The sequence below is a fragment of the Variovorax davisae genome (assembly GCF_030316845.1).
Lineage (GTDB): Bacteria > Pseudomonadota > Gammaproteobacteria > Burkholderiales > Burkholderiaceae_C > Variovorax > Variovorax davisae.
Window position 1 is genome coordinate 24,880 of record NZ_JASZYS010000006.1, and the last position, 24,506, is coordinate 49,385.

The window sequence follows — 24,506 nt, forward strand, 5'->3', positions numbered from 1 at the left end:
GACTGCGCCGGTCATGCATCAGGTGATGCGTAGAACTCAACGAAAAAGCGCACCGGTCCCAGCGGCTCGATGTGGTGCAGCACATCCGGAACCACGATGCCCGGCGTCTGCGGCGTCAGCGTGACGTCCGTGCCCCATCGATCGACAACGTAGCGCAGTTGCCCTTCCAGGACATGGATCCGTGCCCACACACCACCCCGGGTTGAATGATCCTTGCGCAACGAGGCAGGGGCAGTGGTCTCGGTAAAAACAGGACTGGATCTGTAAGGCTTGTAGTGCTCGGGCAACTCGAACCTTTCGCAGCGCACGCACTGCAGGAACGCACCCATCTGGCTCGCTCTGCCTTCCCTGCTCAACACCCAGGGGCGAGACACGAGCGGCGGATTGTGCCGGACATGCTGGCGATGCCCACATTCCAGAATGGCCACCCAGTCCGACACCTCGTCTTGCGCGAAGCCAACGATCGAACGTTGCATCTCAATCTCCTGTTGCATTGCGACGCAGTCGCTTAGAAGTCTACGCGTGCCCCACGCGGATTCTCGAGTGCGTTCGCCATCGCGTGGTTGACGTCACGATGCCCAGCCTCGTCATCTCGCACGGCCAGCACCACTTCGCGCAATCGGGCGTCCTGGCCCAGGCCCCAGTACGCAATCGCCAGTCCAGGGGCGGGAAAATTCACGACCCTGCCTTCGTCGATCTCCTCCAGATAGCGTGTGTAGCTGACGACGGCCTCTTCCTCAAAGTAGCCCACCAACCGGTGTGCGGTGCGAGCCGAACATGCGTACAGCGCCAGGAAGAACACAAAGAACACCGCCTGAGTCAGCAGGACAACGACGCGTTCAAACCAACTTGGCTTCGCGATCTCCAAAAATGTCATCAAATGCATGCGCTCGTTCTCGGCTTCCGCCAGTAGCTTCTGAATCCAGCCGTCATCGTCGATCATCCAGCGCAGGCATCGCAGGTGGATCAGCATGCCGCCCACCATACCGGGCACGGCCGCGACCGTCTCCAGCACGATCGCTCGGTTCCCGTAGCGCTTCGCAAAAAAGGTGTCGGCCAAGAACCGAAGCGACCGCGTGATTCCCAGCGCCAGACGATCCGATATGCCATGAGGATCGTGATGCCGGCAGTGGCTGGATGGCGTGTCTTGCTGGGTGTTCATGGACGGTCTTCTGGGAGTTGAAGCAGGAGCCTGTCCGCTTCGGACGTCTCTTGGACGGATGGGTCTCGAGCCTGTGGGATGGAAGCGGGTGCGCAAGAGGAATGCTAGGGGGACGTGATCTATCTCGGAAGGTCCCTCTTTCTCACCTCAGCGTTTCTCTGAAAGCACCCAACGCGACGCGACTTCGAGGATTTGGTGTCTGCTCCTCAACACTGCAATGCCTTCGCCCTGTCTACCGGCCCGCCCGGGATCTCTCTACGCTTCCTGAGACGACAAACTGTGAGGTCCAATCATGACGAAACTTCTTGCGACTGCGCTGATTTCAATCGTTGCCGCATCGATGGTGGTCTACGCGATTCAACCGGTGGATGCCGCCGTGACGCCTCAGGCATCGATCGGCCTGGCCTTGAGTTCCTTCACCTCGACCGATCTTTCAATGCCGCCACCGCAGGAACCCTTCGACAACACGCCGATCACTCCTGTCGAGACCGTCGGCGCTGCTGCCTACGAGCCGTACTAGTAGCTCACCTCACAGGGGTTCGCAGTCGGAAGGCCAGGCGAGGAGACGACGAACATCACTTCCCACTGTGAAAGCCGACCTCGCGATCGGTAGCTGCTCTTTCAGCCCCGCGCAACAAAGGAGTCGGCGCGCGCCGCGTCGAGGACCGCTTCCAGATGCGTTCCCAGCAGTTCGAGCGGAGTGCACTCGCCGAGCCATGCGTTGGCCGCCACGAGCCAATGCGCAGCAGCCCATCCGTCGAAAGCCCCAGATAGCTCGGCCAGTAGGCGTCGCGTCGCCGTCGTTGCCCCGAGACTTTCGCGGTCCAGCTGAAACACAGGAATCCAGAGTGTCTGATTCCAATCGAAACACAGGATCTCACCCGCAGCAATCGAGCTCGACAGGCTGGCGTGGTCACCAGAGCACCTCGAAGCCATCAGATGGATCAGATCATCTCCTCGCAAGAGGCCGCCCGTCGCCCTGTATGCATTCAGTAGCGCAATGAATGCGGCGTCGCGCTGCGCCATCCCATCGACAGCGAAGCGTGTCGGAGCATCCTCACAAGGGACCGCCTGCGGATCATAGGAATGCTCGTCGGCCGCGTACGTCCAGGAGGCAGGTTCGAGCATAGGCATCGATTTCACCTGGGAGCGATCAGCTGCCATGGTCGACCACGTCAAAGCGCCAGAGCAGCCGGCTCAGGTAGTTCTTCCTCATGCGCACCGCAGGCGGCGTCGGGCGAGCCCGGCGCAGGGACGACGGCATTCCGACAGATCGATCTGCCGCTCGAGGTTGAAGACAGCGTCGCATGGAGACCTCTTTTTGGGCTAAACGACGTTCAGCATTTCGGCACGCCGACCAAGTTCGCCTGCCGCCTACGTCGCGGTAATCCAATGCTAGGTATCAGCCGCCTCACACGGTAGACAGCCATCGGTGACCACCGTGTTGCCGTATAGGCGACGGATGCCTCAATCTTGAAGGTCGAGCGGCTTCAGAACGGGCGGACGCTGGAGCTCGGTCGATGCGGCCGCCAGGATCTGCGCCCTCGTGCCGCCGCGCGGCGGATAGATCCGTTCGCGGTTGATCTCCTGCTTGGTGGCCTTGGCCTGCATGCCTTGCGACACGACGGTCCTGTCCCAGCCCTGGCTGTAGACCGCGTCCGCGGGGCCAAGGTCGATGATGTTGGTGTACCAGTCGATGTGCAGCGGCAGCATCTCGCGGCCGAACAGTTCGCACGCCGCGTTGTTGCCGGCGAAGCGGCCCATCGGGCGGGCGTGCTGGCACGACATCACCGAAGCGTGCTGGCCATCGATCAGCGCGTGCGCGACGTCGCCCGCGGCGAAGACATCGGGCACGCCCTGCACGCGCATGAACGGGTCGACGAACAGCCTCCCTTGCGCGTCGCGTTCCGCGGCGATCGACGCGGTCAGGCCATTGGCGCGCATGCCGGCACACCACACGACCGTGGCGGCCTCGATGCGCCGGCCGTCCGACAGCGTCAGGCCGTCGGCGTCGACCGTCGCCACGGTGGTCTCCGGAAGCAACTCGATGCCGAGCGTGCGGCAGGCCCGTTCGATGACGACCTGTGCGCCGCCGAGGTGGCCTGCAATCTTCCGCTGCCCGTCCACCAGCAGGACGCGGACCGGCTCCTTCGCAGCCGCGCGCGCGGCCACCGCCCGCAGGCGCTCCGGCAGTTCGCAGGCAAGCTCGACGCCCGTGGCGCCCGATCCGACGACGACCGCAGTGCAGAGACCCGGCCGCGCAGCCTGGGTGGCGAGGGCTTCCACGTGCGCCTTCAGGCGCGACGCTGCCGCGTGGGTGTCGACGTCGAACGACCACTCGGCGAGACCCGGCAAGGGCGGGCGCGCCACTTGGCTGCCGCTCGCGAGGATCAGCTTGTCGTACGGCAGCGCCCGCACCTGCCCCTGCGTGTCGACGCCCACCACGCGACTTTCGGTGTCGATGTCCACCACGTCGCCGACGACCAATGCGACGCCGATCGGGTCGAGCACCGAGCGCAGCGGCACCAGCGTCGCGCCGAGATCGTCCTCGTAGTTGCGCACCCGGATGCTGTGCTGGTCATCCCTGTTCACCAGCGTGATCCTCACCGGCCGATCGAGTTCATCCGCCACACGCGCGGCGGAGGCGGCACTCCACAGCCCCGCGAAACCGCCACCAATCACAACGATGTCTTTCACCTCAAGGTCCTTGCAAGAATTTCGATGCTCCGATAATGCGAGCAATCACTCGTATTCGCAACTCGCATTCCGGAATGTCCACGCGTACGCCGACCCAGCCCCGCAAGCTCCCGCGCCAGAGCCGTTCCATGGCCATGGTCGACACCATCCTCGAGGCCAGCGCTCGCGTTCTGAAGGCCCGCGGCTACGAAGGCATGACGACCAATGCCGTCGCGGAGTGCGCCGGCATCAGCGTCGGCTCGCTCTACCAGTACTTTCCGAACAAGGCCTCGCTGCTTGCGGCCCTGCATGCGCGCCACGCCAAGCAGATGGCGGATGCGATCGAACTCGTGCTCGCGAAGCCGCGCGACGACGGCCTCGCCGGCGCGGTGCAAGGCCTCATCCGCGCCGCGATGGCAGCGCACGAGGTGGAGCCCGAACTGCACCGGCTGCTCGAAAAGGAGCGGCCCTTGCTCGAGGAAAACATGGGCGCGGCGGGCGAGCGCATCCATCGGCATGTTGCGCAGTTGCTGGATCGCCATCGCGCCCAGATCGGCCATGAAGACCTGGAGCTCGCGGCCTGGCTCACCATGAAGATGACCGAGTCGCTGGTGCACGCCGCGGTACTCGAATCCGTGCACGGCCGCAACGCCGCCAAGGTGGAAGCCGCCATCGTGAATGGCGTGCTGGGGTTCTTGAGGTGCAATCGCTGATGCGCTGGCAGGCTCTGCTTGGTGCCAATCAGTCACCACTGTGAGTCCGCTTGCGGGCCTACCGGCTGGTGCCCTGTCTACCTACGATCAATGGCATACGGCGTTCTGCCGTGATCCGTGCCCGACGACCCTGGGTTGAACGGCAACTTTGCTGCCAGTCCCCTGGCTGGCTTGGCCCGCGCAACCGGGCCGCACTCTTGGAGATTTCGCCATGTTTTCCGTAGATGACACTTTGCATCCCACCACCCAGAGTCCCGACGATCTGGTTCCGTCGCGCTACGCGCTGCGGGTCGGCGAAATCGACGCCCTGGTGGTCAGCGACGGGGTGCTGCCGCTGCCCGCCTCGACGATGGCCACCAATGCCGACCCGGCCGACCTGGCCAGCTGGCTGGACCAGATGTTCATGCCGCCCGACAAGTTCGACTGGCCGCTGAACGTGATGGTGGCTCGCAGCGGCGACCAGACCATCCTGATCGACGCCGGGCTGGGTGGCCAGTTCTCGGGCTTCCCGCGCGCCGGGCAGTTTCCTCAGCGCCTGGCCGCGGCAGGGATCGAGCTCGAGTCCGTGACCGACGTGATCATCACCCACATGCACATGGACCACGTGGGCGGGCTGCTGGTCCCCGGGATCAAGGAGCGCCTGCGTCCGGACGTGCGCATCCACGTTGCCGCGGCCGAGGTCGCGTTCTGGATTTCGCCGGATTTCTCGCACACGGTCATGCCCAAGCCGGTGCCGGACGTGCTCCGCTCGACCGCCACGAGCTTCTACAACGAGTACCGCGACCGGCTGCGGACTTTCGAGGACAGGCATGAAGTTGCGCCAGGTGTGGTCGTCCGTCTCACCGGCGGCCACACCCCGGGCCACAGCGTGGTCGACCTGGTGTCCGGCGGTGAACGTCTGACCTTCGCCGGCGACGCCATGTTCCCCGTCGCATTCGACCACCCCGAGTGGCACAACGGGTTCGAGCATGACCCCGAGGAATCGGCTCGCGTTCGTGTCGGTCTTTTCAGGGAACTGGCGCAGACCCGCGGACTCTTGGTGGCCGCTCACCTGCCGTTCCCCTCCGTCGGCCGGGTGGCGATCGATGGCGACGCCTTTCGTTGGGTACCGGTCATCTGGGACTTCTGACCGCGGGTCGACGGCGCGTGTCAAGGCACGGGTTGCCTGACACGTGCAGCACTGCGCCATCGTTGAGTACGTCACGAACAAGGCCGCGGGCAAGCCGTGCCGGGCAACCGGATGCCTTTTTTGCCGGCATTCCAGATCCCGCCGAAGTGGCGGAACTCGTCAAGTACCTGAAGACGCTGCGATAGGCAGCAGCGCTGGGCGGCCGATGGGCCGCCCGGCCGCTCATCCCGCACCGCACCATCGCGGGAGGCCTTCGTCCCGCCGCGCGATCCCGCGCCCGGCTCCACCCGGCAGGCGTCGCCATCGTCGGGGCAATTCACAGACCTGGCGGCCGGTCTTTCCAAAATTACGCTCCGCTTCGTTTCGTATTCAAAATACAATTGTTCACCATCGTTCGCTTGAGCGAACGAGTGAGCAACCATGTCCAAACGCCAGGATTCCAACCTTCCCGCCGAGTCGCCCCTGGGCCGGCCTCGCAGCCCGGACGTCACGCAGACGGTCCGCGCCGCGGCGCTTGCCCTTGCCTTCGAAGGCGGTATCGGCCACGCCACGCTGGGGCGCATCTCTGAGCACAGCGGCGTGGCGAAGACGACCATCTACCGCCGGTGGCCCAATGCAGCCGCCATCGTGATGGACGCCTTTCTGGAAGACATCACCCCGCTCATCCGCTACCGCCGAAAGACCGACATTCGGGCAACCTTCATCGCCGCATTGGAAGAGCTTGCACATGCGCTTCGGGGGCCTCGTGGCGATCTGCTTCGCCACCTGCTCGGCGCGGCACAAAGCGACGCCGACCTCCAGAAGGCGTTCGTCGACCTGTGGATCGCACCGCGCCGCGCGCAAGCGAAGGAAGTCATCGCCGAGGCCAGGACGCGCTGCGAACTGCGCGACGACCTCGATGACGATGTCTTCATCGACACGCTTTTCGGTGCCGTGTACTACCGGCTGCTGATCCCGTATGCGGAGGTGACGGACCGGTATGTCGAAGCGTTGGTCGATCAGGCCCTGGCCGGCGCAACCTCGCGCGACCGCCAGACTCCGCCCCAGTTGGCGAGCCACGGAGGAGACACATGAGACGTCGCCCGGGTCATGAACGCTCCGATCCTTCCGCGCAGGCAGGATCCAACATCGCGTCTGCGATGCATCGCCCCGGTGCGCCACGCGTTGACGCAGACCCCATCGTTCCACAAGCGGAGCCTGACCCGACATCGGCGGAGATCCGCTGGTACTTCGGCTCTTTCGTTGTCTGGGAAGCGCAGCGCCGGCTCGAGCGCGCCGGCGAGGCTGTGCGAGTGGGGCCGCGCTCTTTCGACCTGTTGCTGCAACTGATCAAGCGGGCCGGCCAGTTCGTGAGCAAGGACGACCTGCTCTCGGCGGTCTGGGCCGGCGTCGTGGTCGAAGAGGCCAGCGTGCGCGTCCACATGTCCACGCTTCGCAAGGCGCTGGGCGAGCCGGGTGAGCGCGACGACTGCAAGGAGTGGATCTCCAACATTCCCCTGCGCGGCTACAGGTTCAACGCTCGTGTCCGGCGCGAGGCGGCCGACACCTCGATCAAGGCCGAGCCGCGACCACCCGCCCCTGCGTTCACCCCGCTGCCGGTGCGTCTGACCGAACTCGTCGGCCGCGACGCCGAGGTCTCGCGGGTTCTCGCGTCGCTGGAAAGCTGCCGCCTGGTCTCGATCGTCGGCTCGGGCGGCATCGGCAAGACCCGTCTCGCGATCCACGCGGCTGAGAGCCAGCAACGCATGCACGCCACGGAGGTCGCCTTCATCGATCTCTCGCCGCTGATCTCCGCGGATCACGTGCTCGGCACCTTGGCGCGCTCCGTGGGCGTGCCCGCCGACCTGCCCGACACCGTCGGCGCCATCACGCAATGCCTGATGGGACGCGACGTACTCCTGTTGATCGACAACTGCGAGCATGTGGTGGATTCGCTGACCTTGCCGATCACCAGCTTGCTTTCCGCGCTGCCCGGCCTGCGCATCCTCGCAACCAGTCGCGAGGCGCTTGGCGTGACCGGCGAGCATGTCTTGCGGTTGCAAGCGCTTGCGGTCCCGGATGCCGAACAGGTCTCGCTCGCTCAGGCAATGCACTGGCCCTCGGTCGAATTGCTTGTCGAGCGAGCCAAGGCGGCGGGTGCGGGTGGGTTCGACGATTCACACGGCCCCTTGCTGGCGAAGATCGTGCAACAGGTCGACGGCATCCCCTTGGCCATCGAGCTGGTGGCAGCGCGCCTGGGCGTGCAGCCCGTTGGCGATCTCGCGCGCAGGCTGGACGACCACATGCGTCTCTACGCCTTCAGCCGGGCCGCTCTCGCGCGGCACCGGACGCTGGCGGCAGCCCTGGACTGGAGCATCGCGCTGCTGAGCGAGGTGGAACTGCAGCTTTTTCGTTGGTTGTCGGTGTTCCGAGGGCGCTTCGATGTCGAATCCGCACTCGGCGTCAGCGCCGGCGGCATGGACACCGAGGTGGCTTTCGACGCGCTGATCTCGCTGGTCAACAAGTCGCTGGTCTTCTTCGACAGCAACGATGCAGTCGCACCCTATCGCCTGCTCGACACGACGCGAAGCTATGCCGCGGCGCTGCTTGCGCAAAGCCATGAGCGTCCGGCGCTGCTGCAGCGCCATGCGGTGCTCATGCGCGACCTCATGAAGGCCGCGGCGGCAGAACTTTCGGACCTGACGGAACAGGCCTGGGCCGACCGCCATGCACACCGACTGGACGATGTGCGCTTCGCGCTCGAAATCTGCCTGACGGAGCAGCCCGATGCGAAGATGGCCGCCTCGCTGGTGACGGCTTCCGCCCCGCTGTGGTTCCATCTGGCCCAGGTGGTGGAATACCGCGACAGGATTTCTGCGGCGCTCGAACTGGTGGACCGGCAAGCCGCACCGGACACCGAAGCGGCGACCTGGCTGAACACCGCCCTGGTCAGCGCTCTGCTCCACACCGGCAGGTCGACCCCCGAGTTGGGGGCCGCGGCGGATCAGGCACTTGCCGGAGCGCTCGCAGTCAAGGTGCCGGTGCTGGAACTGCAAGCCCGTTGGGGGCGGTGCACGCACGACATGTTTCGCGGCGCGTATTCGCCGGCATTGGAGCAGGCCCACACGCTCATGGCGGCTGCGCAATCCTGGTCCGACCCCGCCGCGCTCAATCTCGCTCACCGCGTGATGGCGATGGCGAACCATTTTTCTGGTCGCTTCGATGTGTCGAGGCAGCACAGCGAGGCATCGGTGCAGATCGGCGGTGGCCTCGGCCATGCCCGGGCGAACATGGTGGGCGTGAACGCCATCGTTGCCGCCAAGGCCATGCTGTGCCGGACTCTCTGGATGCAGGGGGAGACGGGAAAGGCGCTGGAAGAAGCCAGCGACGCGGTCACCCGGGCGCAAGCGGCCGGAAGGTCGGTGTCCCTGTGCTCTGCGCTGTACGGCGCCTGCCCGGTCGCCCTGTGGGCGGGCGAGTTCGAGCTCGCCGGCAGGTGGGTGAACCTGATGATGGACGAGGCGCAGCGCAAGGGCCTGGTGGGCTGGCTGCGCTATGCAGAATGGTTCTCCCAGGGCCTTCAACTTCACGTCGCACAGGATCGCAACCCTTTCATCCGCGAGGTGACCGGCCGCCTTGCAACCTATGACGCACCGCGCAGGGAGATGCTCGCGACCTTCTGCATCGACTGGGTCGACGACGAACTGATCGCACGTGCCTCGCGCGCACAAAGCCCCTGGATTGAAGCGGAGGTCTGGCGCGCTGCGGGCCGGCGCGCCGAATCGAGTGCAACGACCGACGAGGCAGAAGTCTTCTACCTGAGAGCCGTCGAGACCGCCAGGCAGCAAGGCGCCATCGCCTGGGAACTGCGTGCGGTGCTGAGCCTGGCGAGCATGTGGGCGAAGCTGGGCCAACTGGAGCGGGCCGGGAAGCTGCTGGATGAGAGCTGCGCCCGGGCGCCATCCGACGGCAAGAACGCCGCGTTGGCACAGGCTCGCCGGCTGCGCGACCAGATCGCTCATCGCTGATCCGCCCCGGCGCACAACCCGTCCAGCGCTTCGACCGCGCGCGCTTCCCAGGCGCGCGCGCCTTGCGAGCGCGCAAGCGCCCGGGCGCGCAGGTAGAACGTCTCGGCCTCGGCCGCGTTGCCCCGCTGTTCGAGGCGCCGCCCTGCGGCACGGAAAACCTCGGCGGCACTCCACTGCCCTTCGCCTCGGATCGCGCGGGCCACCAGGTCATCGTCCAACCATTCGTCGCAGAACGTGACCATCATCTCTCTGCGGGGTTCATCCATGGCCAGGACCCTGGGGGTCACGGCATCGATGTGCGCGCCCGGGTCATCGACCTCGACGAGCTTCAATGCATCGTCGTAGCAAAGGGCCCAGGCGTGCCAGTAGGCTAAGCCCTTGGATCGGGTCTCGTGCAGCATCGTGTCGATCCACGCGCGAGCCGCCATTCGTTCGCCGGCCCAGATGGCCATGGGACAGATCCAGAACAGCGCCACGCACACCGACAGCGTGTGCCCCAGCGCCTCGGCCTCATCCATGCACCGGATCGCAATGTCCATGGCAAGTCGGCTGTCGCCCTGGATCCACAGCGTCCTGGCGAGAATCGCCAACGCGGTGGTGCGCGCATCGGGCTGGAACGCGTTGGCATGGTTGTACCGGGTCGCATCGTCCACGTCCGCCGCCGCTTCGGCGTGCACCCTGGCCTCGGCGAACGCGCCGCAAAAATGACTGGCGAGCGCCAGCATCCGGTGCGACAGATTGCGCGTCACCGCGCTGGTCGAATGCCTTGCGAACTCGCTCAGGATCTCGGCGTGTCCCAACGCCGGCGCATACGCGCCGCGCGTGATGTTCAGCGCGCAAAGGCCCCATCGGGCCTGGAATTCAAGGGTCTTCACCTTGAACTCCAGTGCGCAGGCCAGCGCCCGTTCGCAGGCCAGCGTCATGTCCGGTACCGTGCCGCCGGTGTGCCACAACGCGTTGTAGAGCGCGATCTCCAGCCTTCCCGCCGTCAGGCGATCGGGCACCTTCTGGGCGTCGACATGGTCCAGCGCAGCGCGTACCCGATCGCGGTATTCGCTGACTTCGGACATCCGGAACCACAGCGGCGCGGACGCGACCGTGAGCGCGCCCGGAATCGTCATGTCCTCGTGATGGTCCATGCAGCTGTCCAGTGCGGCACGTACGTCGTCCAGACAGCCGCGGTAGCGCTGAGTCCAGGCATCGGCGTCCAGCGCGGCCAGATCCGCGGTGGCAATGCCCATGAGGTCGAGCATGAAGAGGGCATGGCTTTTCGCGACCGAGTCTCGCTCGCCCGCACGCACGAGCAGCACATGCGCATAGCTGCGGGTGGTGTCGAGCAGGCGGTACGGCGAATGCGCCGCCTGATCGGCGTCGTACACGACGAGCGACTTGCTGGCCAGGCCCAGCAAGGCGTCGGACGCCAGGTCCGGGTCAAGCGCGTTGGCTGCCACGCTCAGTGCCGCCTCGATGTCGAAATAGGCGCGGAACACGGACAGTCTACGAAACAGCAGCAGTTCGGCGTCGCTCAGCAGACTGATGCTCCAGTCCAAGGTCGCTGCGAGCGTGCGGTGTCTCGCAAGCACGGCGCGTCCGGCCGTCGAATGCAGGCGCATGTGGTCATCGAGCCTGAATGCCAGGTCGTTCACGGGCTGCGCCCCGAGCCGGGCTGCGACCAGTTCGATCGCCAGCGGGATGCCGTCCACCTGCTGGCAGATCCTTGCCAACGGACCGCTGCTGGCGTCGTCGAATGCGCCAGCACCAGCGGCCTCGGCTCTCTCGACCAACAGGCGCACCGCCGGCGAGCGCAACGCATGCGCCAAGGAACTGGGTCGATTGCTGTGAACCGCCAGGGGCATCAGGCGGAAGACATGCTCGCCCGCGACGCGAAGCACTTCGCGGCTGGTGGCAAGGACCTGCAGCCGGGGCAACGCTGCCAGGAATCTGTCCAGCAGCGGCGACAGCCTCTCGATGACGTGCTCGCAGTTGTCCACGAGAAGCAGCGCCGCTCCGCCTTGGAGGCTCTGGACCATGGCCTGTTCGACGTCCGGCACGCCGCCGCGCACGCCGATGGCGCGCGCCATCGTCGTCGGCACATGATCCTGCGAGGTCAGGGGCGCGAGGTCGACGAAGCGGACCTGGGTTCCCCGCAGGTCCCGGTAGCGCGCCGCGACGCAAATCGCTACGCTGGTCTTCCCCACGCCGCCGGCACCCGCGACCGTGACCAGCCTGCTTGCGGTCAGCATGGCGAGCAGGCGCTCCACCTCCACGTCCCGTCCCACAAGCCTGGAGAAGCGAACGGGCAACGCCGCGGAAGCGCCCCCAGCCTGCGAGGCATGGGTCGCTTGCGCGACGACGGCGGTTTGCACCAACTCTCCATGCACTCGCCCCAGAAAGCGATAGCCGCGCAACGGAATGTTGGCGATCCACTCCAGGCACCCGTCCTGAGCGCCCGGTGGCCCCAAGGCCTTGCGCAGGATCGACATGTGGACACGAACACTCGCCTCGTCGACCACCACGTCCGGCCAGACGGCTGCGAGCAGTTCGTCCTTGCTGACCACCTCGCCGGCGCGACTCACGAGCGCGATCAGCAGGCCGATGGCACGCGATCCAAGCCGCACCGGCTGCCCGTCGCGCTGCAGCTTCTGATCGCCTTCCCACAGGGCGAAGGCGCCGAAGCGCCACTGCCGGACCTCAGACACGGACCAACCCGCGCTGCGTCGCCTTGACGGCCACCTGCACCCTCGAACTGACCTGCAGCTTCTCGCAGATTTTGGAGACGTGGGTCTTGACGGTATGGGTGGAGATGTCCAGCTTGCGCGCGATTCCCTTGTTGCCATCGCCTTTCACCAGGAAGCGCAGCACGTCCTCCTCTCTGGCCGTGAGGTCCGTGCGCGGCGTGCCGCGATTGAAAAGGGTCCGCGTGCGACCGCACAGATAGACAGAGCCTCCGCCGGCGACGTGGCGGATGGCATCCATCAGTTCGGCCGGATTCGTTTCCTGGCGCAGAAAGCCATGCGCCCCGCTGTCGATGGCCCGGGCAAGCTCGACCTCCTTGTCGCGGTGCGTCACCACGATGATCCGTGGCACGGGAAGACCGGGGCCCCCATCGTGGAGTTCGAGTGTCGAGGCTAGAAGACTCAGTCCGCATTCGTAGTCGGCCACGATCACATCGACGACGCCTTCGTCGGCCTGCTGGCCTGCTCGCACCTCGAACCGAGGTTCCTGCCCGATGAGCGACACGAGTCCGGCCATGGCGAGCGGGTCTCCATGGCAAACGCGGATGCACAAGCTGGCGGACCTTGTCACGACGTCGCCTCCAGCAGCAGGCCGCGGCGGAATGCCTCGGCGATCACGGCGGTTCTGGTCGACTCGCCGAGCTTGCGCAGGAGCCCCTTCACGTGCGTCTTGACCGTGCCTTCGCCGATGCCCAGACGGCGGCCAATGTCCTTGTTGGCGAGCCCATGCGCAATGAGTCGGAGTACTTCCAGCTCACGAGCCGTCGGCACGGGCGCCGTCAGGTGATCCAGCAACGGGTCGGACACCGAATGGGACAGGTACCTGCGCCCCTCGGCGACGCAGCGGACCGCGTCCGACAACTCTTCGGCCGAGCAGTCGTGCAGAAGGTAGCCGCGCACCCCCGCGTCCACGGCACGGCGAATCTGCCACCCCGTGCGCTGGTCGGTGACGACGAGACACAAGTTCGACACCAGACCCTGGCGGCCGGGCGCGGCATTCGTGGCCGTGTGAATGCCTGTCGCATAGTCCGTGACCAGCACGTCGACAACGTCGTCGGCGGCGGCGCCCGATCGCACGACGAAGTCGGCGCGAGACCGCAGCAGCGATGCAATGCCGGCGGACACGTACGGGTCGCGATGCGCGACGATGACACGGATCTGCCTGGCTTGGGTCGGCTCGGTCATGGGCTCGGTCCTTCTGAAAGTCATGGATGAAGTCTGCGCAATCGGCGAACACGCCGCCAGTCAAGTCGTGTCAAGCCTTGTTATCGACCGGGACGCACCGGGGTCGACGGCGTGGCGTCCTCCGGGGCGGACGCCATCGGCGGATGCGCCACGTCCCGACAACGCCCGACCGCGCCGCAGAGCAAGACCACGGCGCTCCCGGATGTGGGCTCCAGCGCCTCGGCGGCGGCGACCACGGCGCCGGTGCCGACCGCGATCGTCAAGGCGACGGCGCACGCGACGCTCTTGAGCCACTCCATCAGGGCCGCTCCGCCGGTGCCTCGACCGAGTCGGCGGCTTCGACGATGAGTCGGCTGACCAGCTTCGGCCGAGAGGTCATGACCACATGCGAAGCGCCCTTGACGACGACCGTCTTCACCGCCTTCGCTCGCTCGGCCATGAATGCCAGCGCGGCAGGCGGAATGTTCTTGTCACGGTCGCCGTAGATGAACCATGAAGGAATGGTCTTCCAGGCGGCCGAAGGCGCCGCTTCGCCCAGCGCGCCCTCGGTGATGGGGCGCTGGGTCACCGCCATCAACTGGGCGGTCGCCGGTGCCACGTCGTCGGCAAACTGCTTGCCGAACTTGTCCTGCTGGATGTACAAGTCCTTGGCGCCGCCCGGCAAGACCACGGGCGCGGCGAGCGTCGGACCGAGCGTGCTGCCGGGAAACTTGCCCGACAGGTCGACGGCCGACTCGCCCACCTCGGGCGCGAACGCGGCAATGAAGACCAGCGCCTTGACGTTGGTCTTTCCAGCCGCCGCGGCAGAAATCACGGAACCGCCGTACGAATGCCCGACCAACACGACCGGCCCCGGGATCGAACCCACGATCGCGGCCACATAGTCTGCATCGGACTTCAGACCGCGCAGCGGGTTGGCTGCCGCGACGACGGAAAAGCTACGCGCACGAAGGTCGCGCGCAACCTCGTTCCAGCTGGCTGATTCTGCGAACGCACCGTGGACCAGCACGACGGTAGGCCGGGTCGGAGGCGCCCCCGATGTGGCCGCGCTTGCTGGCGACGAAAAATGCAGCGCCACGATTCCGATGGCGGCGAATGCACGTGCGAGGCTGGAGAACTTCTTCATATGGATTTCCTTGGAAAAATGGCCCGACTTGAAACGGACGGCCGGGCTCCGGTTCGCGAACATCAAGACACGGTTTGAATCCTAGGTTTCGCCTCTCGCTGGCGGTAGGCCTGCGGGCGGTATCGCCGTGTTGCCTGCGAGGCATCAATGCGCGAGTCGTCAGGCGCGCGGATGGAGAGGAAGCCACACGCTGAACTCGGCACCACGGCTCACCCCTGCGGAGGTCGCCTTCACGAAGCCACCGTGGGCGACTGCGAGGCCATGGACCAGCGCGAGGCCTGTGCCGAGCCCACCGCGCAACCCGCCGGCTTCGGCGTCGGTCTGGCTGAACAGGCCGAAGACGTCTGGCAGGAACGCGTGCGCCATGCCGCGGCCGCTGTCCGCCACGGAAAGCCTGGCAAAGCCGCTCTCCGAGGACAAGCGCACCAGCACCTCCGCCCCAACAGGCGAAGATTTCATGGCGTTGTCCAGCAGATTGCCGACGATCTGCTCCAGCGGGATCCGATCGGCATGGCAGATCAGCGGATCGGTCGCCTTCCTCTCCGCGCGGATGCGGCCCGAAGCCCAGCGCTCGCTCGACGCAGCGACGAGGTCGAGCACCAGCGCGCCGAGGTCGACCTCGCCGCGGCGCGGGGCCGGTTTGCCGGTACCCACGGGCGAGGAGCCCGACGGGTTGGCGCTCATCTGGAGAACGTTCCGAGGCTGCCTCAGTGCGTGCGACATCACAGCCAGCGCCCGGGTCGCACGGCGCAACATCGTTGCGCAGCGCGTGTCGCGTGGGGTCTCCGGGGCCGATTGCGTGCCCCACATGGGATAGAGCTTCACGAGGAATCCGTGCTTCTTGATGTGGCGCCCCTCCGCTTCATCGCGTCGGGGCGCCTCGTGGATGAACGACGTCGCTCTTGCGACTGGCCCCGATCGTAGGCAGCCGTTCGCCCTGGCAGAAGATCGCCGCGACGACGCACCGTGTTGCCGGCCGAACACCAATCACCACGAGCCGCCGATGGACGCATCGACCGCGATGGCTGTCACAGGACGTCGTGCTGGTTCGTCTTGTATCTACTGGCCTCACGCGCCTCACCCCTTTCACTGGATCGTTGAATGAAAACCTCTGCATTCGAGGCATTTCCCATCGCGGGCGGCAGCACGGCCATCGGTCGTACCGCGTCTCGCCGGTCCGAGAGACGGCGTGTGAAGGCCGTCGCGAGCGGGCTCCGCGTCGGCCTGAATCGAACACGAGCGTCGCGGAGGCCGGCGAGTGGCTGATGTGGACGACATCGCGGTCCGCGCCTGTCCGTCGGAAGGGCATGCCGGCACCTCGCAGGCATCGAGCGAAGTCCGCTGGCGCTTCGGCGCGTTCGTCCTCTGGGAGGCCCAGCGCCGGCTCGAGACGCTCGGGCGAAGGGTGCACCTGGGCTCCCGCTCGTTCGATCTGCTGCTGCAGCTGCTCCGGCGCGCGGGCGAAGTCGTGGGCAAGGAGGAACTGCTCGCCATCGTCTGGGCCGGGGTGGTGGTCGGGGAGTCCAGTGTCCGCGTCCACATCTCCACGCTGCGCAAGGCCCTGGGCGAGCCGGGGGAGGGTGACAACTGCAAGGAGTGGATCTCCAACATTCCGCTGCGGGGCTATCGTTTCAACGGCACGGCGTTTCGCGACGAGGTCGGCATCCCGGCCCACGACCGCCCATCGACCCCGACCCTGCCCTCGCCTTCGTTCACGAAGTTGCCGGAGCGCCTCACACGGCTCGTCGGCCGCGATGGCGACATGGCGCGCATGCTGGCGGCGCTCGCCACCCGGCGGCTGGTCACGATCGTCGGTGCCGGTGGCATCGGGAAGACCCGTGCCGCCACCTGGGCGGCGGAGTGCCATGCAGAGCGCACGGGCATCCTGCTCGCCTTCATCGACCTCTCGCCGCTGGTTACGCAGGCGCACGTCGCGAGCACGGTGGCGCGGTCGCTCGGCGCACCGGCGGACGCCACCGACACGACGCTGGCCATCCTCCAGCGCCTGGCAGGCCGGGATGTGCTCCTGTTGATCGACAACTGCGAGCACGTGCTGGATTCGCTGACGCCGCTCGTTGCCGAACTGCTCGGTGCCCTGCCCGGCTTGCGCATCCTCGCAACCAGCCGGGAGGCCGTTCGGATCGAGGGAGAGCACGTCGTCCGGCTGGCACCGCTCGCGTTGCCCGGCGCCGAATGCGCCGGCTTGGCCGAGGCCATGGCTTCGCCTGCCGTCGAGCTCCTGGTGGAGCGTGCAATGGCCGCGGGGGCGCGCACGTTCGAAGAATCGGACGGCCCAAGGCTCGCCGCGATCGCGCGCCAGGTGGATGGCATCCCGCTGGCCATCGAACTGGTCGCGGCACGGCTGGGCGTGCAGTCGATCGCGGACCTGGCGCTCCGGCTGAACGACCACATGCGGCTCTACTCCGCAGGCAGCAGGTCCGTGCTGCCCCGACACCGAACGCTCGCGGCAGCGCTGGACTGGAGCATCGCATTGCTGGACGATGCGGAGCTGCGGCTCTTTCGCCGGCTCTCGGTCTTCCGGGATCGATTCGACGTCGAGTCGGCGCTCAGTGTCACCCGGGCAGACATGGACGCCGAGATAGCCTTCGATGCGTTGATCTCGCTCGCCAACAAATCGCTGGTGTCCTTCGACAACAGCGACGCCGTTGCCCCCTACCGACTGCTCGACACGACGCGGAGCTACGCCGCCCGCCTGCCTGGCGTCTCCGAAAAGGGCGCCGCGCCGGCCATAACAAACCTTGACCGCGCTTAACTGGCCTCGGCATGGCTTTGCGCGCAGAGTGGCCACTTCGCTTTCATGAGGGATTCGGGACACCTGGATCCCTCCAACCGAGAAGCCGCCAAATGACAAGCTCTGCCCTCCCCTCACCGCCGGCCGTCCCCCTCGCGCCGCGCGCAGACCCGCTGGCCTCCAGCTTTGCCACCAGCTATGCGGGGGTTGTCGCCTTCATCGCCGTCGTCGCGGAAGGCAGCTTCGCGCGCGCCGCCGACCGCCTGGGCATCGGCCGATCCGCCGTGAGCCGCAGCGTCCAGAAGCTGGAAGACCAGTTGAACGTCCGGCTCTTCCTGCGCACCACGCGGAGCACGACGCTGACGCGCGAAGGCGACCTGTTCTACGCCAATTGCCACACCGGGGTCGACCGCATCGTCCAGGCCGTCGAGGAGATGCGCGATCTCCGGCAAGGCCCGCCGCGCGGTCACCTGCGCATCAGTGCGGCGGTCGGGTTCGGCCGCCGGGTCGTCGCCCCCCTGCTGGGCGAATTCCGCGCTACCTACCCGGACGTCACCATCGACCTGCTCCTGAACGACAAGCCGACCGACTTCACGTCGGACCGGGTCGACATCGCGTTTCGCAACGGCCGCATGGAAGACGCCCAGATCATCGCCAAGCAGATCATCCCCATGCAGCTTCTGCTCTGCGCCTCCCCCTCCTACCAACAAGCCCACGGACTGCCCGCCACCGTGGAAGCGCTGGCCGGCCACGAGTGCATCAACTTCCGATTTTCATCCGGTCGAATTTTTGAGTGGGAGTTCAAGGTCGCCGGGCAGTTGCGCAAGTTCGTCCCCGCGGCCAAGCTCACCTACAACGACGCGGACCTGGTGCTCCAGGCCGTGCTCGAAGGGCATGGCATCGCCCAGTTGCCAGGCTACCTCGCCTGCGAGTCGCTGAGAACGGGCGCGCTGGTCCCGTGCCTGACCCAGTACGCGCCCGACGACAGCGGTCACTACATCTGCTACCTGAGCCGGCAGCACCTGCCCTCGCGCATGCGGGCGTTCATCGACTTCATGACCCTGAAGATCCGGGCCGCCGACCTGGACTGCCTCACCGACCTCGGCCCAGTGTCGCAGGCAGACACCGACATTGGTGCCGAGGCGACAACAGCATGAGTCCCTGCGCGGACCTACCCCCGTGTCCTTGGCGAACCTAGCATTTGAACCGTTCCACGGCCCGTTCTCAGAGCTCTCACACCGTGGTCCGACGCTTCACATTCAACCGCAGGAAACCATGAAGACCACACAGAACCCCTCGCGCCGACACCTGATTGCGACCGGCGCTGCCGTCGCCACAGGAACCCTCGCGTTCGGCATGCACGAAGCCGCCGGCGCAGCACCCCTCAACCGTTCGACCCAACCTCGGAGCCATTCCATGACAAGCAACACCATCACCACCCCAGACGGCACGCAAATCTACTACAAGGACTGGGGCGACGGTCCGGTCGTCACCTTCTCCCACGGCTGGCCGCTCAATGCCGACGCATGGGATGGGCAGATGCACTTCCTGGCGCGCAACGGCTTCCGGGTCATCGCACACGACCGGCGCGGCCACGGCCGGTCGACCCAGTCGTCGTCGAACAACGACATGAACGGCTATGCCGACGACCTCGCCGTGCTCTTCAACGCGCTCGACCTGAAGAAGGTCACGATGGTCGGCCACTCGACCGGCGGCGGCGAGGTGGCCCGCTACATCGGGCGCCACGGCTCCCAGCGCGTGGCCAAGGCCGTGCTCATCGGCGCGGTGCCGCCGATCATGGTGAAGTCCGCGGCGAACCCGGAAGGGCTGCCCATCGACGTGTTCGACGGGCTTCGCGCCGGCGTGGCCAGCGACCGCTCGCAGTTCTACAAGGAATTCGCCCTCCCGTTCTACGGCGTCAACCGCCCGGGCGCGAAGGTGTCGCAGGGCGTGCTCGACCAGTTCTGGCTCTGGAGCATGCAAGTCGGCCAGAAGAACGCCTACGAGTGCATCAAGGCCTTCTCCGAAACCGACTTCACGGAAGACCTGAAGAAGATCGACGTGCCGACCCTGATCATGCATGGCGAGGACGACCAGATCGTGCCCATCCACGATTCCGCGAAGAAATCCGTCCAGCTCATCAAGGGGGCCAAGGCGATCTACTACCCCGGCGCGCCGCACGGGCTCACGACCACGCTGCAAGACAAGGTGAATGCCGACCTGCTTGCATTCCTGAAGAGTTGAGCCGCGAACAGGACCGACCGACCTCCATCTTGCACCATGCTGAATCTATTGCTGCAAACCACGATCGAAGGTGATCCGGACGACTGGAACATTGCGCGTTTCAGTCGCCTGGGTTCGTTCCTCTCGCAGCTGCACGACGACGACGGCCGGCCCGCCTTCCGGGTGACGGCGCGCGATCGCACGCCGCGCGCTGCTCCCGACCCCGTGCTTTCGAACCTGGATGAATCGGACTTCGACCAGCTCTGGCTCTTTGCCGTCGATACCGGCGACGGCCTGACGCCGGAGGATTGCGCGAGCATCAGCCGGTTCCGGCGTCGGGGCGGCGGCCTCATGGTCACGCGCGACCACATGGACCTGGGGAGTTCGATCTGCAACCTGAGCGGCGTCGGGGCCGCACATCACTTCCACAGCCGCAACTGCGAGCCCGATGCGGGCCGCCAGTGCGTCGACAACCCGTTCTCCTCGCATATCTCCTGGCCCAACTACCACTCGGGCGCGAACGGCGACTACCAGCGCATCCGCTCGGTCGGCAGCATCCATCCGGTGATGCGGGACAGGCGCTCGGCAACCGGCGTGATCCAGTACCTGCCCGCGCATCCGCACGAAGGCACCGTCAGTGCACCGCCCGGCGACTCGAGCGGCCGCGTCGTCATGGAAGGACAGAGCTCCGTGTCGGGCAGGCGCTACAACATCGCAGTCGCGTTCGAACACTCCGAGCATGGCGGCCGGGCCATCGCGCAGTCGACCTTTCACCATTTTGCCGACTACAACTGGGATCCTTCGGCTGGCTGTCCTTCCTTTGTGACCGAGCCCGCCGGCGATGGGATCGTCCGCTTCTCCGAAGCGCTGCGCTCCACGAAGCAGTACGTACGCAACATCGCGTTCTGGCTCAACGCAGAACAGCTCCCCTGAGGAAGCACCATGCACGACCCATTCCGGATCACCACCGCCGGGGGCAGCTTCACCGCGTACGTCGCCCGCCCGCAGAAGCTCCCGGCGCCGGCCATCGTCGTCGTTCACGAAGTCTTCGGCGTCAATGCCGACATGCGCCAGTCCTGCGATGAACTCGCGGCGCAAGGCTACCTGGCCATCTGCCCCGACCTGTTCTGGCGGATCGCACCGGGCGTCGAACTCTCCGACCGCACGGAGGCGGAACGCGCCCAAGGCCTCGCGCTGTACGACGCCTTCGACCTCGATGCCGGCGTGGACGACATCGTCGCCACCCTGCAGGCCGCTCGGGCCATGCCGGACGTCACCGGCAAGGTCGGCGTGGTCGGTTACTGCCTCGGCGGCCTCCTGGCCTTCCTCACGGTCGCCCGTGCGGATTGCGACGCAGCGGTGGCCTACTACCCCGGCAACGCCGACAGATATGCCCGGGAGGCGAGCCGGATTGCCAGCCCGCTGATCGTTCATCTCGCGGAAAAAGACGAGTACATCCCGACGGATGCGCAACGGGAGATTTCGTCTGCCTTGAAGGAATGCCCACAGGTGCAGGTCTACAGCTACCCAGGTCGTGGCCACGCCTTCGCCCGACACCTCGGCATCAGCTACGACGCCGAAGCGGCAGCCTTGGCCAACGGCAGGACTGCGGCTTTTCTGGCACTTCATTTGCAGAGGCTCTGAGGCCACCGCAAAGTCTCCCTGTCTCACCACCCACCAAAGGAAACACCATGAGCTCCCCCCGCCTTCCCTGGACCCAGATTGCCCCGAAACCGTACCAGGCCATGGCCAGCGTCGGCGCGGCCATTGCCAAGTCGACGTTGGGCCCCAAACTCACCGAGTTGGTGGTCACGCGCGTCTCGCAGATCAACGGCTGTGCGTTCTGCCTCGACATGCATGCGCGTGAACTGCGTCGGCTCGGCGAAAGCTGGCAGCGCATCAACAGCGTCGCAACTTGGCGCGAAGTGGATTTCTACGACAAGCGCGAGCGTGCCGCGCTGGACTGGGCCGAATCGCTCACGCGCATTTCCCTTCCGCATGGCGATCACGACAGCGCATTCGAGGCACTGAAATCGCAATTCGACGACCAGGAGATCGTGGAGCTGAGTTGGGCCATCGCGAACATCAACGCCTGGAACCGCATGGCCGTCGGCATGAAGGCACCGCCCTCCGATCAGCCGTTGAACTGAGCGAAGTCAACCGACCGGCCGCTGCGGCGCGAGATGTCCACCCGCCGGCCATCCGTTCTCGGCGGATGCGGAGGCCGAGGAGACCGGACTGGGCAAGTTCCAGCTGGCGCCGCGCTCGGGCGGCTCGCGCTGGCTCGCGGACGAACCGGCGGCGGCGGGTGGACTCGGTTCGGGCCCGACGCCCTACAACCTGTTGTCATCCGCGCTCGCCGCCTGCACCACCATGACGCTGCGCCACTACGCTGACAGCAAAGGTTGGCCCGTCACGCGCATCCTCACGGCGGTAAGCCATCGAAAGGACAAGTCAACCTCCCCGACCGATGTCTTCAGCCGGCAGGTGTCCATCGACGGCGCGATCACGCAGGAGCAACGCACACAGTTGCTGGGAGTGGCGCAGCGATGCCCTGTTCACCGCACGCTCGAGTCAGGCGTGCGGTTCGAGGCGGTGGAAAGCGAACCCCCAGCATGAGCGCGTGATTGGTGCACCGCGGACAACACCGTGATCCATCGCACAGGCCTACCGCGCTGCACCACCTGATCCTACGATTCATCGATCGCATCAACGAAGGCAGACCATGATCAGGATTTCAAGAAGCATCGGGCTGACGCTGCTGTTCGCCGCAGGCGCGGCGTTGGCACAACACACCGCTTCGCACCCCGCACCCAAGGACGCCCAGGTGACCCCGCTCCTGACCCAGGAGATGAAGGACATCCCCGGCAAGGAAGTGCTGATGATCACTGTGGTCTACCCGCCGGGCGCCGCCGATCCGGTGCATCGCCACGATGCCCACAGTTTCGTGTATGTGCTCGAGGGTTCGATCGTGATGGGCGTGAAGGGTGGCAAGGAAGTCACGCTGAAGGCCGGCGACACCTTCTACGAAGGTCCCGATGACATCCATACCGTTGGCCGCAACGCGAGCAGAACAAAGCCTGCCAAGTTCGTCGTCACGCTCGTGAAGAACAAGGGCGCCGAGTTCTTCATTCCCGTGAAGTGACCCACCGTTTGCTTTCCACCCGTCGCTACGAAGATGACGGGTGTCAGATCGCCGAGGCGGCTGTAATGAGGCGTGCACTTTCCGCCCGTTCGTGCATGGGACAGACTCACGTCGGCGCGGTGTCCCCGTGTAAATCCGACCAGCAACACGGCGACGCGACGGGTGGAAGGCATTCCTGCTTCCGGCTACCGGACGCTGACCGAACAAAGCGCGACAAACGCCTGCGGGCACCAAGGAGCAATTGCCATGATGATCTCTGCCTGCATCGCCCGTTCCCAGGCGAAGGTGCGTCTATGACCGCCAACTGCACCCATCTGGACCAGGTCCGGCCGGTCACGCCGGGCACGGCCGGGTGCGAGGAATGCCTGCGTTCCGGCGGCCGCTGGGTGCACCTGCGCATGTGCCTCACCTGTGGCCATGTCGGATGCTGCGATTCGTCGCAGGGAAAGCACGCCACCGGACACTTCCACGAAACCGGTCACGCCGTGATGCAGTCCGCGGAGCCCGGCGAGTCCTGGCGATGGTGCTATGTCGACCAGAAGCTGGTCTGAGCGTCGAGTGCAAAGCGGTGGCGCGCCCCCGCAAAGTCAACCTCCCGCCGTTCGGAGCCCTTCCATGTGCTCGCCACTTTCAGCCTTCGACCATAACGACGCTGCCGATGCGGTGTTCGACGCCACGGGCATCGGCGCACGCGCCAAGCGCGCAGGCGACCTTGCGCCCGACGCCATATTGCCGGATGCATCGGGCCGACCTGTTCGCCTGTCGGACGAGTGGCGCAAGGGACCGCTCGTACTGGTCTTCTACCGCGGCGGATGGTGCAGCTACTGCAGCCTCCAGTTGAGGTCTTGGCACCAGCAAGCAGACGACCTGGCACGACTCGGTGCGACTCTTCTGGCGATCTCCCCGCAAACGCCCGACCATTCGAAGCGGACGGCCGAGGACAACCATTTCACCTTCACCGTGCTCAGCGATTCCAACCTCGAAGCCGCCAATGGCTTCGAACTGGCTTTTACGCTTCCGCCCGAACTCGTGAGTTTCTACGGTTCGGTGGGAACCGACATTCCCGTCCTGAATGGCAACGGCCTGTGGGTGCTGCCGGTTCCTGCGACGTACGTGATCGATGAAGACGGCCTCATACGGTTCGCCCACATCGAGGAGGATATTCGGAAGCGCGCCGAGCCGGGCGACGTGCTGCGCGTCATCGAAGACCTGGTCCGTACCCGCCGTCTTGCGGGGGAATGCGGCAGCTAGCGCCTGCCGATGGCGGCGTGCGAGTCGCCCGCCATGCCATGACGGGCGACTCGCGATCAATTCCGAGAGACTTGGGGTTTTAGTCGGGCGTTCCCTCGGGAACTGGCTTGCGGCGATTTTTGGGCTTGCGTGCGTCGCGCGTCTGATGGCGCTTTTCAGCCGGCAACGGCGGCCGCATCGGTTCCGATCGTGTCGCCTGTCGATGAAGCGGCCAGAAGATTCCAGGGCGCTGACGCGCTGGCCTTCACTTTCGACGGGTGCCAGTTCGCAAGCATGCCGAGTCCCCGAGCGGATTGTTGCGCGATGGGCAACACCGTGGGGTCCCATGCATGGCTACCGGCGGCGACCGCCAAAACCTACGCTATGTCCTGTCCGCGCGATCTTCGCAAACGGGCTCTGAGT

At 66.0% G+C, this 24,506-nt stretch carries 25 protein-coding genes; 15 read left to right on the forward strand and 10 right to left on the reverse strand.

Annotation, left to right across the window (positions count from 1 at the left end; translation table 11 throughout):
• Positions 1-11: 11 nt before the first annotated feature.
• Positions 12-476: a DUF3565 domain-containing protein gene (locus QTI33_RS35160; protein ID WP_353506339.1), complete on the reverse strand. Its 465-nt coding sequence runs from the start codon at positions 474-476 to the stop codon at positions 12-14.
• A gap of 32 nt (positions 477-508) precedes the next feature.
• Complete coding sequence (locus tag QTI33_RS15060) at positions 509-1,162, reverse strand: alternative oxidase (RefSeq protein ID WP_286506875.1); 654 nt, start codon at positions 1,160-1,162, stop codon at positions 509-511.
• A 292-nt stretch (positions 1,163-1,454) separates the two neighbouring features.
• On the opposite strand from QTI33_RS15060, the gene QTI33_RS15065 reads away from it, so the two are divergent.
• Positions 1,455-1,682, forward strand: a complete 228-nt coding sequence (locus tag QTI33_RS15065; protein WP_286506876.1) for a hypothetical protein — start codon at positions 1,455-1,457, stop codon at positions 1,680-1,682.
• A 101-nt stretch (positions 1,683-1,783) separates the two neighbouring features.
• Here QTI33_RS15065 and QTI33_RS15070 read toward each other — a convergent pair whose 3' ends face one another.
• Together QTI33_RS15070 and QTI33_RS15075 are read right to left on the reverse strand one after the other, a co-directional pair.
• Complete coding sequence (locus tag QTI33_RS15070) at positions 1,784-2,326, reverse strand: hypothetical protein (protein WP_286506877.1); 543 nt, start codon at positions 2,324-2,326, stop codon at positions 1,784-1,786.
• Between the two features lie 303 nt (positions 2,327-2,629).
• Entirely contained in the window at positions 2,630-3,859 is a 1,230-nt protein-coding gene (locus QTI33_RS15075; protein ID WP_286506878.1) for an NAD(P)/FAD-dependent oxidoreductase, read from the reverse strand.
• Between the two features lie 74 nt (positions 3,860-3,933).
• On the opposite strand from QTI33_RS15075, the gene QTI33_RS15080 reads away from it, so the two are divergent.
• The 4 genes from QTI33_RS15080 (at position 3,934) to QTI33_RS15095 (ending at position 9,687) form a co-directional block, all read left to right on the forward strand.
• Positions 3,934-4,551, forward strand: a complete 618-nt coding sequence (locus tag QTI33_RS15080) for a TetR/AcrR family transcriptional regulator (RefSeq protein WP_286506879.1) — start codon at positions 3,934-3,936, stop codon at positions 4,549-4,551.
• Positions 4,552-4,762: 211 nt separating this feature from the next.
• The gene (locus tag QTI33_RS15085; protein ID WP_286506880.1) at positions 4,763-5,680 is read left to right on the forward strand and encodes an MBL fold metallo-hydrolase; all 918 of its coding nucleotides are present in this window, start codon (positions 4,763-4,765) and stop codon (positions 5,678-5,680) included.
• A 420-nt stretch (positions 5,681-6,100) separates the two neighbouring features.
• Entirely contained in the window at positions 6,101-6,754 is a 654-nt protein-coding gene (locus QTI33_RS15090) for a TetR/AcrR family transcriptional regulator (protein ID WP_286506881.1), read from the forward strand.
• Positions 6,751-9,687 carry an ATP-binding protein gene (locus tag QTI33_RS15095; RefSeq protein ID WP_286506882.1) on the forward strand — a complete coding sequence of 979 codons (2,937 nt, stop codon included), beginning with the start codon at positions 6,751-6,753 and terminating at the stop codon, positions 9,685-9,687. Before QTI33_RS15090 ends, QTI33_RS15095 begins: the two co-directional genes overlap by 4 nt.
• Here QTI33_RS15095 and QTI33_RS15100 read toward each other — a convergent pair.
• The 6 genes from QTI33_RS15100 to QTI33_RS15125 all read right to left on the reverse strand — a co-directional run bounded on the left by QTI33_RS15100 (position 9,678) and on the right by QTI33_RS15125 (position 15,558).
• Complete coding sequence (locus tag QTI33_RS15100) at positions 9,678-12,386, reverse strand: ATP-binding protein (protein ID WP_286506883.1); 2,709 nt, start codon at positions 12,384-12,386, stop codon at positions 9,678-9,680. The genes QTI33_RS15095 and QTI33_RS15100 overlap by 10 nt on opposite strands.
• Positions 12,379-12,939, reverse strand: coding sequence for a LuxR C-terminal-related transcriptional regulator (locus QTI33_RS15105; protein ID WP_286506884.1), 561 nt, complete (start codon positions 12,937-12,939; stop codon positions 12,379-12,381). Before QTI33_RS15105 ends, QTI33_RS15100 begins: the two co-directional genes overlap by 8 nt.
• Before the next feature lie 50 nt (positions 12,940-12,989).
• Positions 12,990-13,607 (reverse strand): response regulator transcription factor, encoded by a 618-nt coding sequence (locus QTI33_RS15110; protein WP_286506885.1) that lies wholly within the window; start codon positions 13,605-13,607, stop codon positions 12,990-12,992.
• Positions 13,608-13,687: 80 nt separating this feature from the next.
• Complete coding sequence (locus QTI33_RS15115) at positions 13,688-13,906, reverse strand: hypothetical protein (RefSeq protein WP_286506886.1); 219 nt, start codon at positions 13,904-13,906, stop codon at positions 13,688-13,690.
• Positions 13,906-14,733 (reverse strand): alpha/beta fold hydrolase, encoded by an 828-nt coding sequence (locus QTI33_RS15120; protein ID WP_286506887.1) that lies wholly within the window; start codon positions 14,731-14,733, stop codon positions 13,906-13,908. The genes QTI33_RS15115 and QTI33_RS15120 overlap by 1 nt, the downstream gene beginning before the upstream one ends.
• A gap of 159 nt (positions 14,734-14,892) precedes the next feature.
• Entirely contained in the window at positions 14,893-15,558 is a 666-nt protein-coding gene (locus QTI33_RS15125) for a sensor histidine kinase (protein ID WP_286506888.1), read from the reverse strand.
• Positions 15,559-16,000: 442 nt separating this feature from the next.
• On the opposite strand from QTI33_RS15125, the gene QTI33_RS15130 reads away from it, so the two are divergent.
• The 10 genes from QTI33_RS15130 (at position 16,001) to QTI33_RS15175 (ending at position 24,104) form a co-directional block, all read left to right on the forward strand.
• Entirely contained in the window at positions 16,001-17,506 is a 1,506-nt protein-coding gene (locus QTI33_RS15130; protein ID WP_286506889.1) for an ATP-binding protein, read from the forward strand.
• Positions 17,507-17,598: 92 nt separating this feature from the next.
• Positions 17,599-18,642 (forward strand): LysR family transcriptional regulator, encoded by a 1,044-nt coding sequence (locus QTI33_RS15135; protein ID WP_286506890.1) that lies wholly within the window; start codon positions 17,599-17,601, stop codon positions 18,640-18,642.
• Positions 18,643-18,760: 118 nt separating this feature from the next.
• On the forward strand, positions 18,761-19,729 hold the full coding sequence (locus QTI33_RS15140; RefSeq protein WP_444814850.1) for an alpha/beta fold hydrolase: 969 nt from the start codon (positions 18,761-18,763) through the stop codon (positions 19,727-19,729).
• A gap of 36 nt (positions 19,730-19,765) precedes the next feature.
• Positions 19,766-20,641 (forward strand): hypothetical protein, encoded by an 876-nt coding sequence (locus QTI33_RS15145; RefSeq protein WP_286506892.1) that lies wholly within the window; start codon positions 19,766-19,768, stop codon positions 20,639-20,641.
• A gap of 9 nt (positions 20,642-20,650) precedes the next feature.
• A complete protein-coding gene (locus tag QTI33_RS15150; RefSeq protein WP_286506893.1) occupies positions 20,651-21,352 on the forward strand; it encodes a dienelactone hydrolase family protein in 702 nt (233 codons plus the stop codon).
• 47 nt (positions 21,353-21,399) lie between these two features.
• On the forward strand, positions 21,400-21,858 hold the full coding sequence (locus QTI33_RS15155) for a carboxymuconolactone decarboxylase family protein (RefSeq protein ID WP_286506894.1): 459 nt from the start codon (positions 21,400-21,402) through the stop codon (positions 21,856-21,858).
• A 103-nt stretch (positions 21,859-21,961) separates the two neighbouring features.
• Entirely contained in the window at positions 21,962-22,327 is a 366-nt protein-coding gene (locus QTI33_RS15160; protein ID WP_286507281.1) for an OsmC family protein, read from the forward strand.
• Positions 22,328-22,433: 106 nt separating this feature from the next.
• The gene (locus QTI33_RS15165; protein ID WP_286506895.1) at positions 22,434-22,853 is read left to right on the forward strand and encodes a cupin domain-containing protein; all 420 of its coding nucleotides are present in this window, start codon (positions 22,434-22,436) and stop codon (positions 22,851-22,853) included.
• 293 nt (positions 22,854-23,146) lie between these two features.
• Positions 23,147-23,404 (forward strand): ubiquitin carboxyl-terminal hydrolase 14, encoded by a 258-nt coding sequence (locus QTI33_RS15170; RefSeq protein WP_286506896.1) that lies wholly within the window; start codon positions 23,147-23,149, stop codon positions 23,402-23,404.
• A 64-nt stretch (positions 23,405-23,468) separates the two neighbouring features.
• Positions 23,469-24,104 carry a peroxiredoxin-like family protein gene (locus tag QTI33_RS15175; RefSeq protein WP_286506897.1) on the forward strand — a complete coding sequence of 212 codons (636 nt, stop codon included), beginning with the start codon at positions 23,469-23,471 and terminating at the stop codon, positions 24,102-24,104.
• Positions 24,105-24,506: the final 402 nt, after the last annotated feature.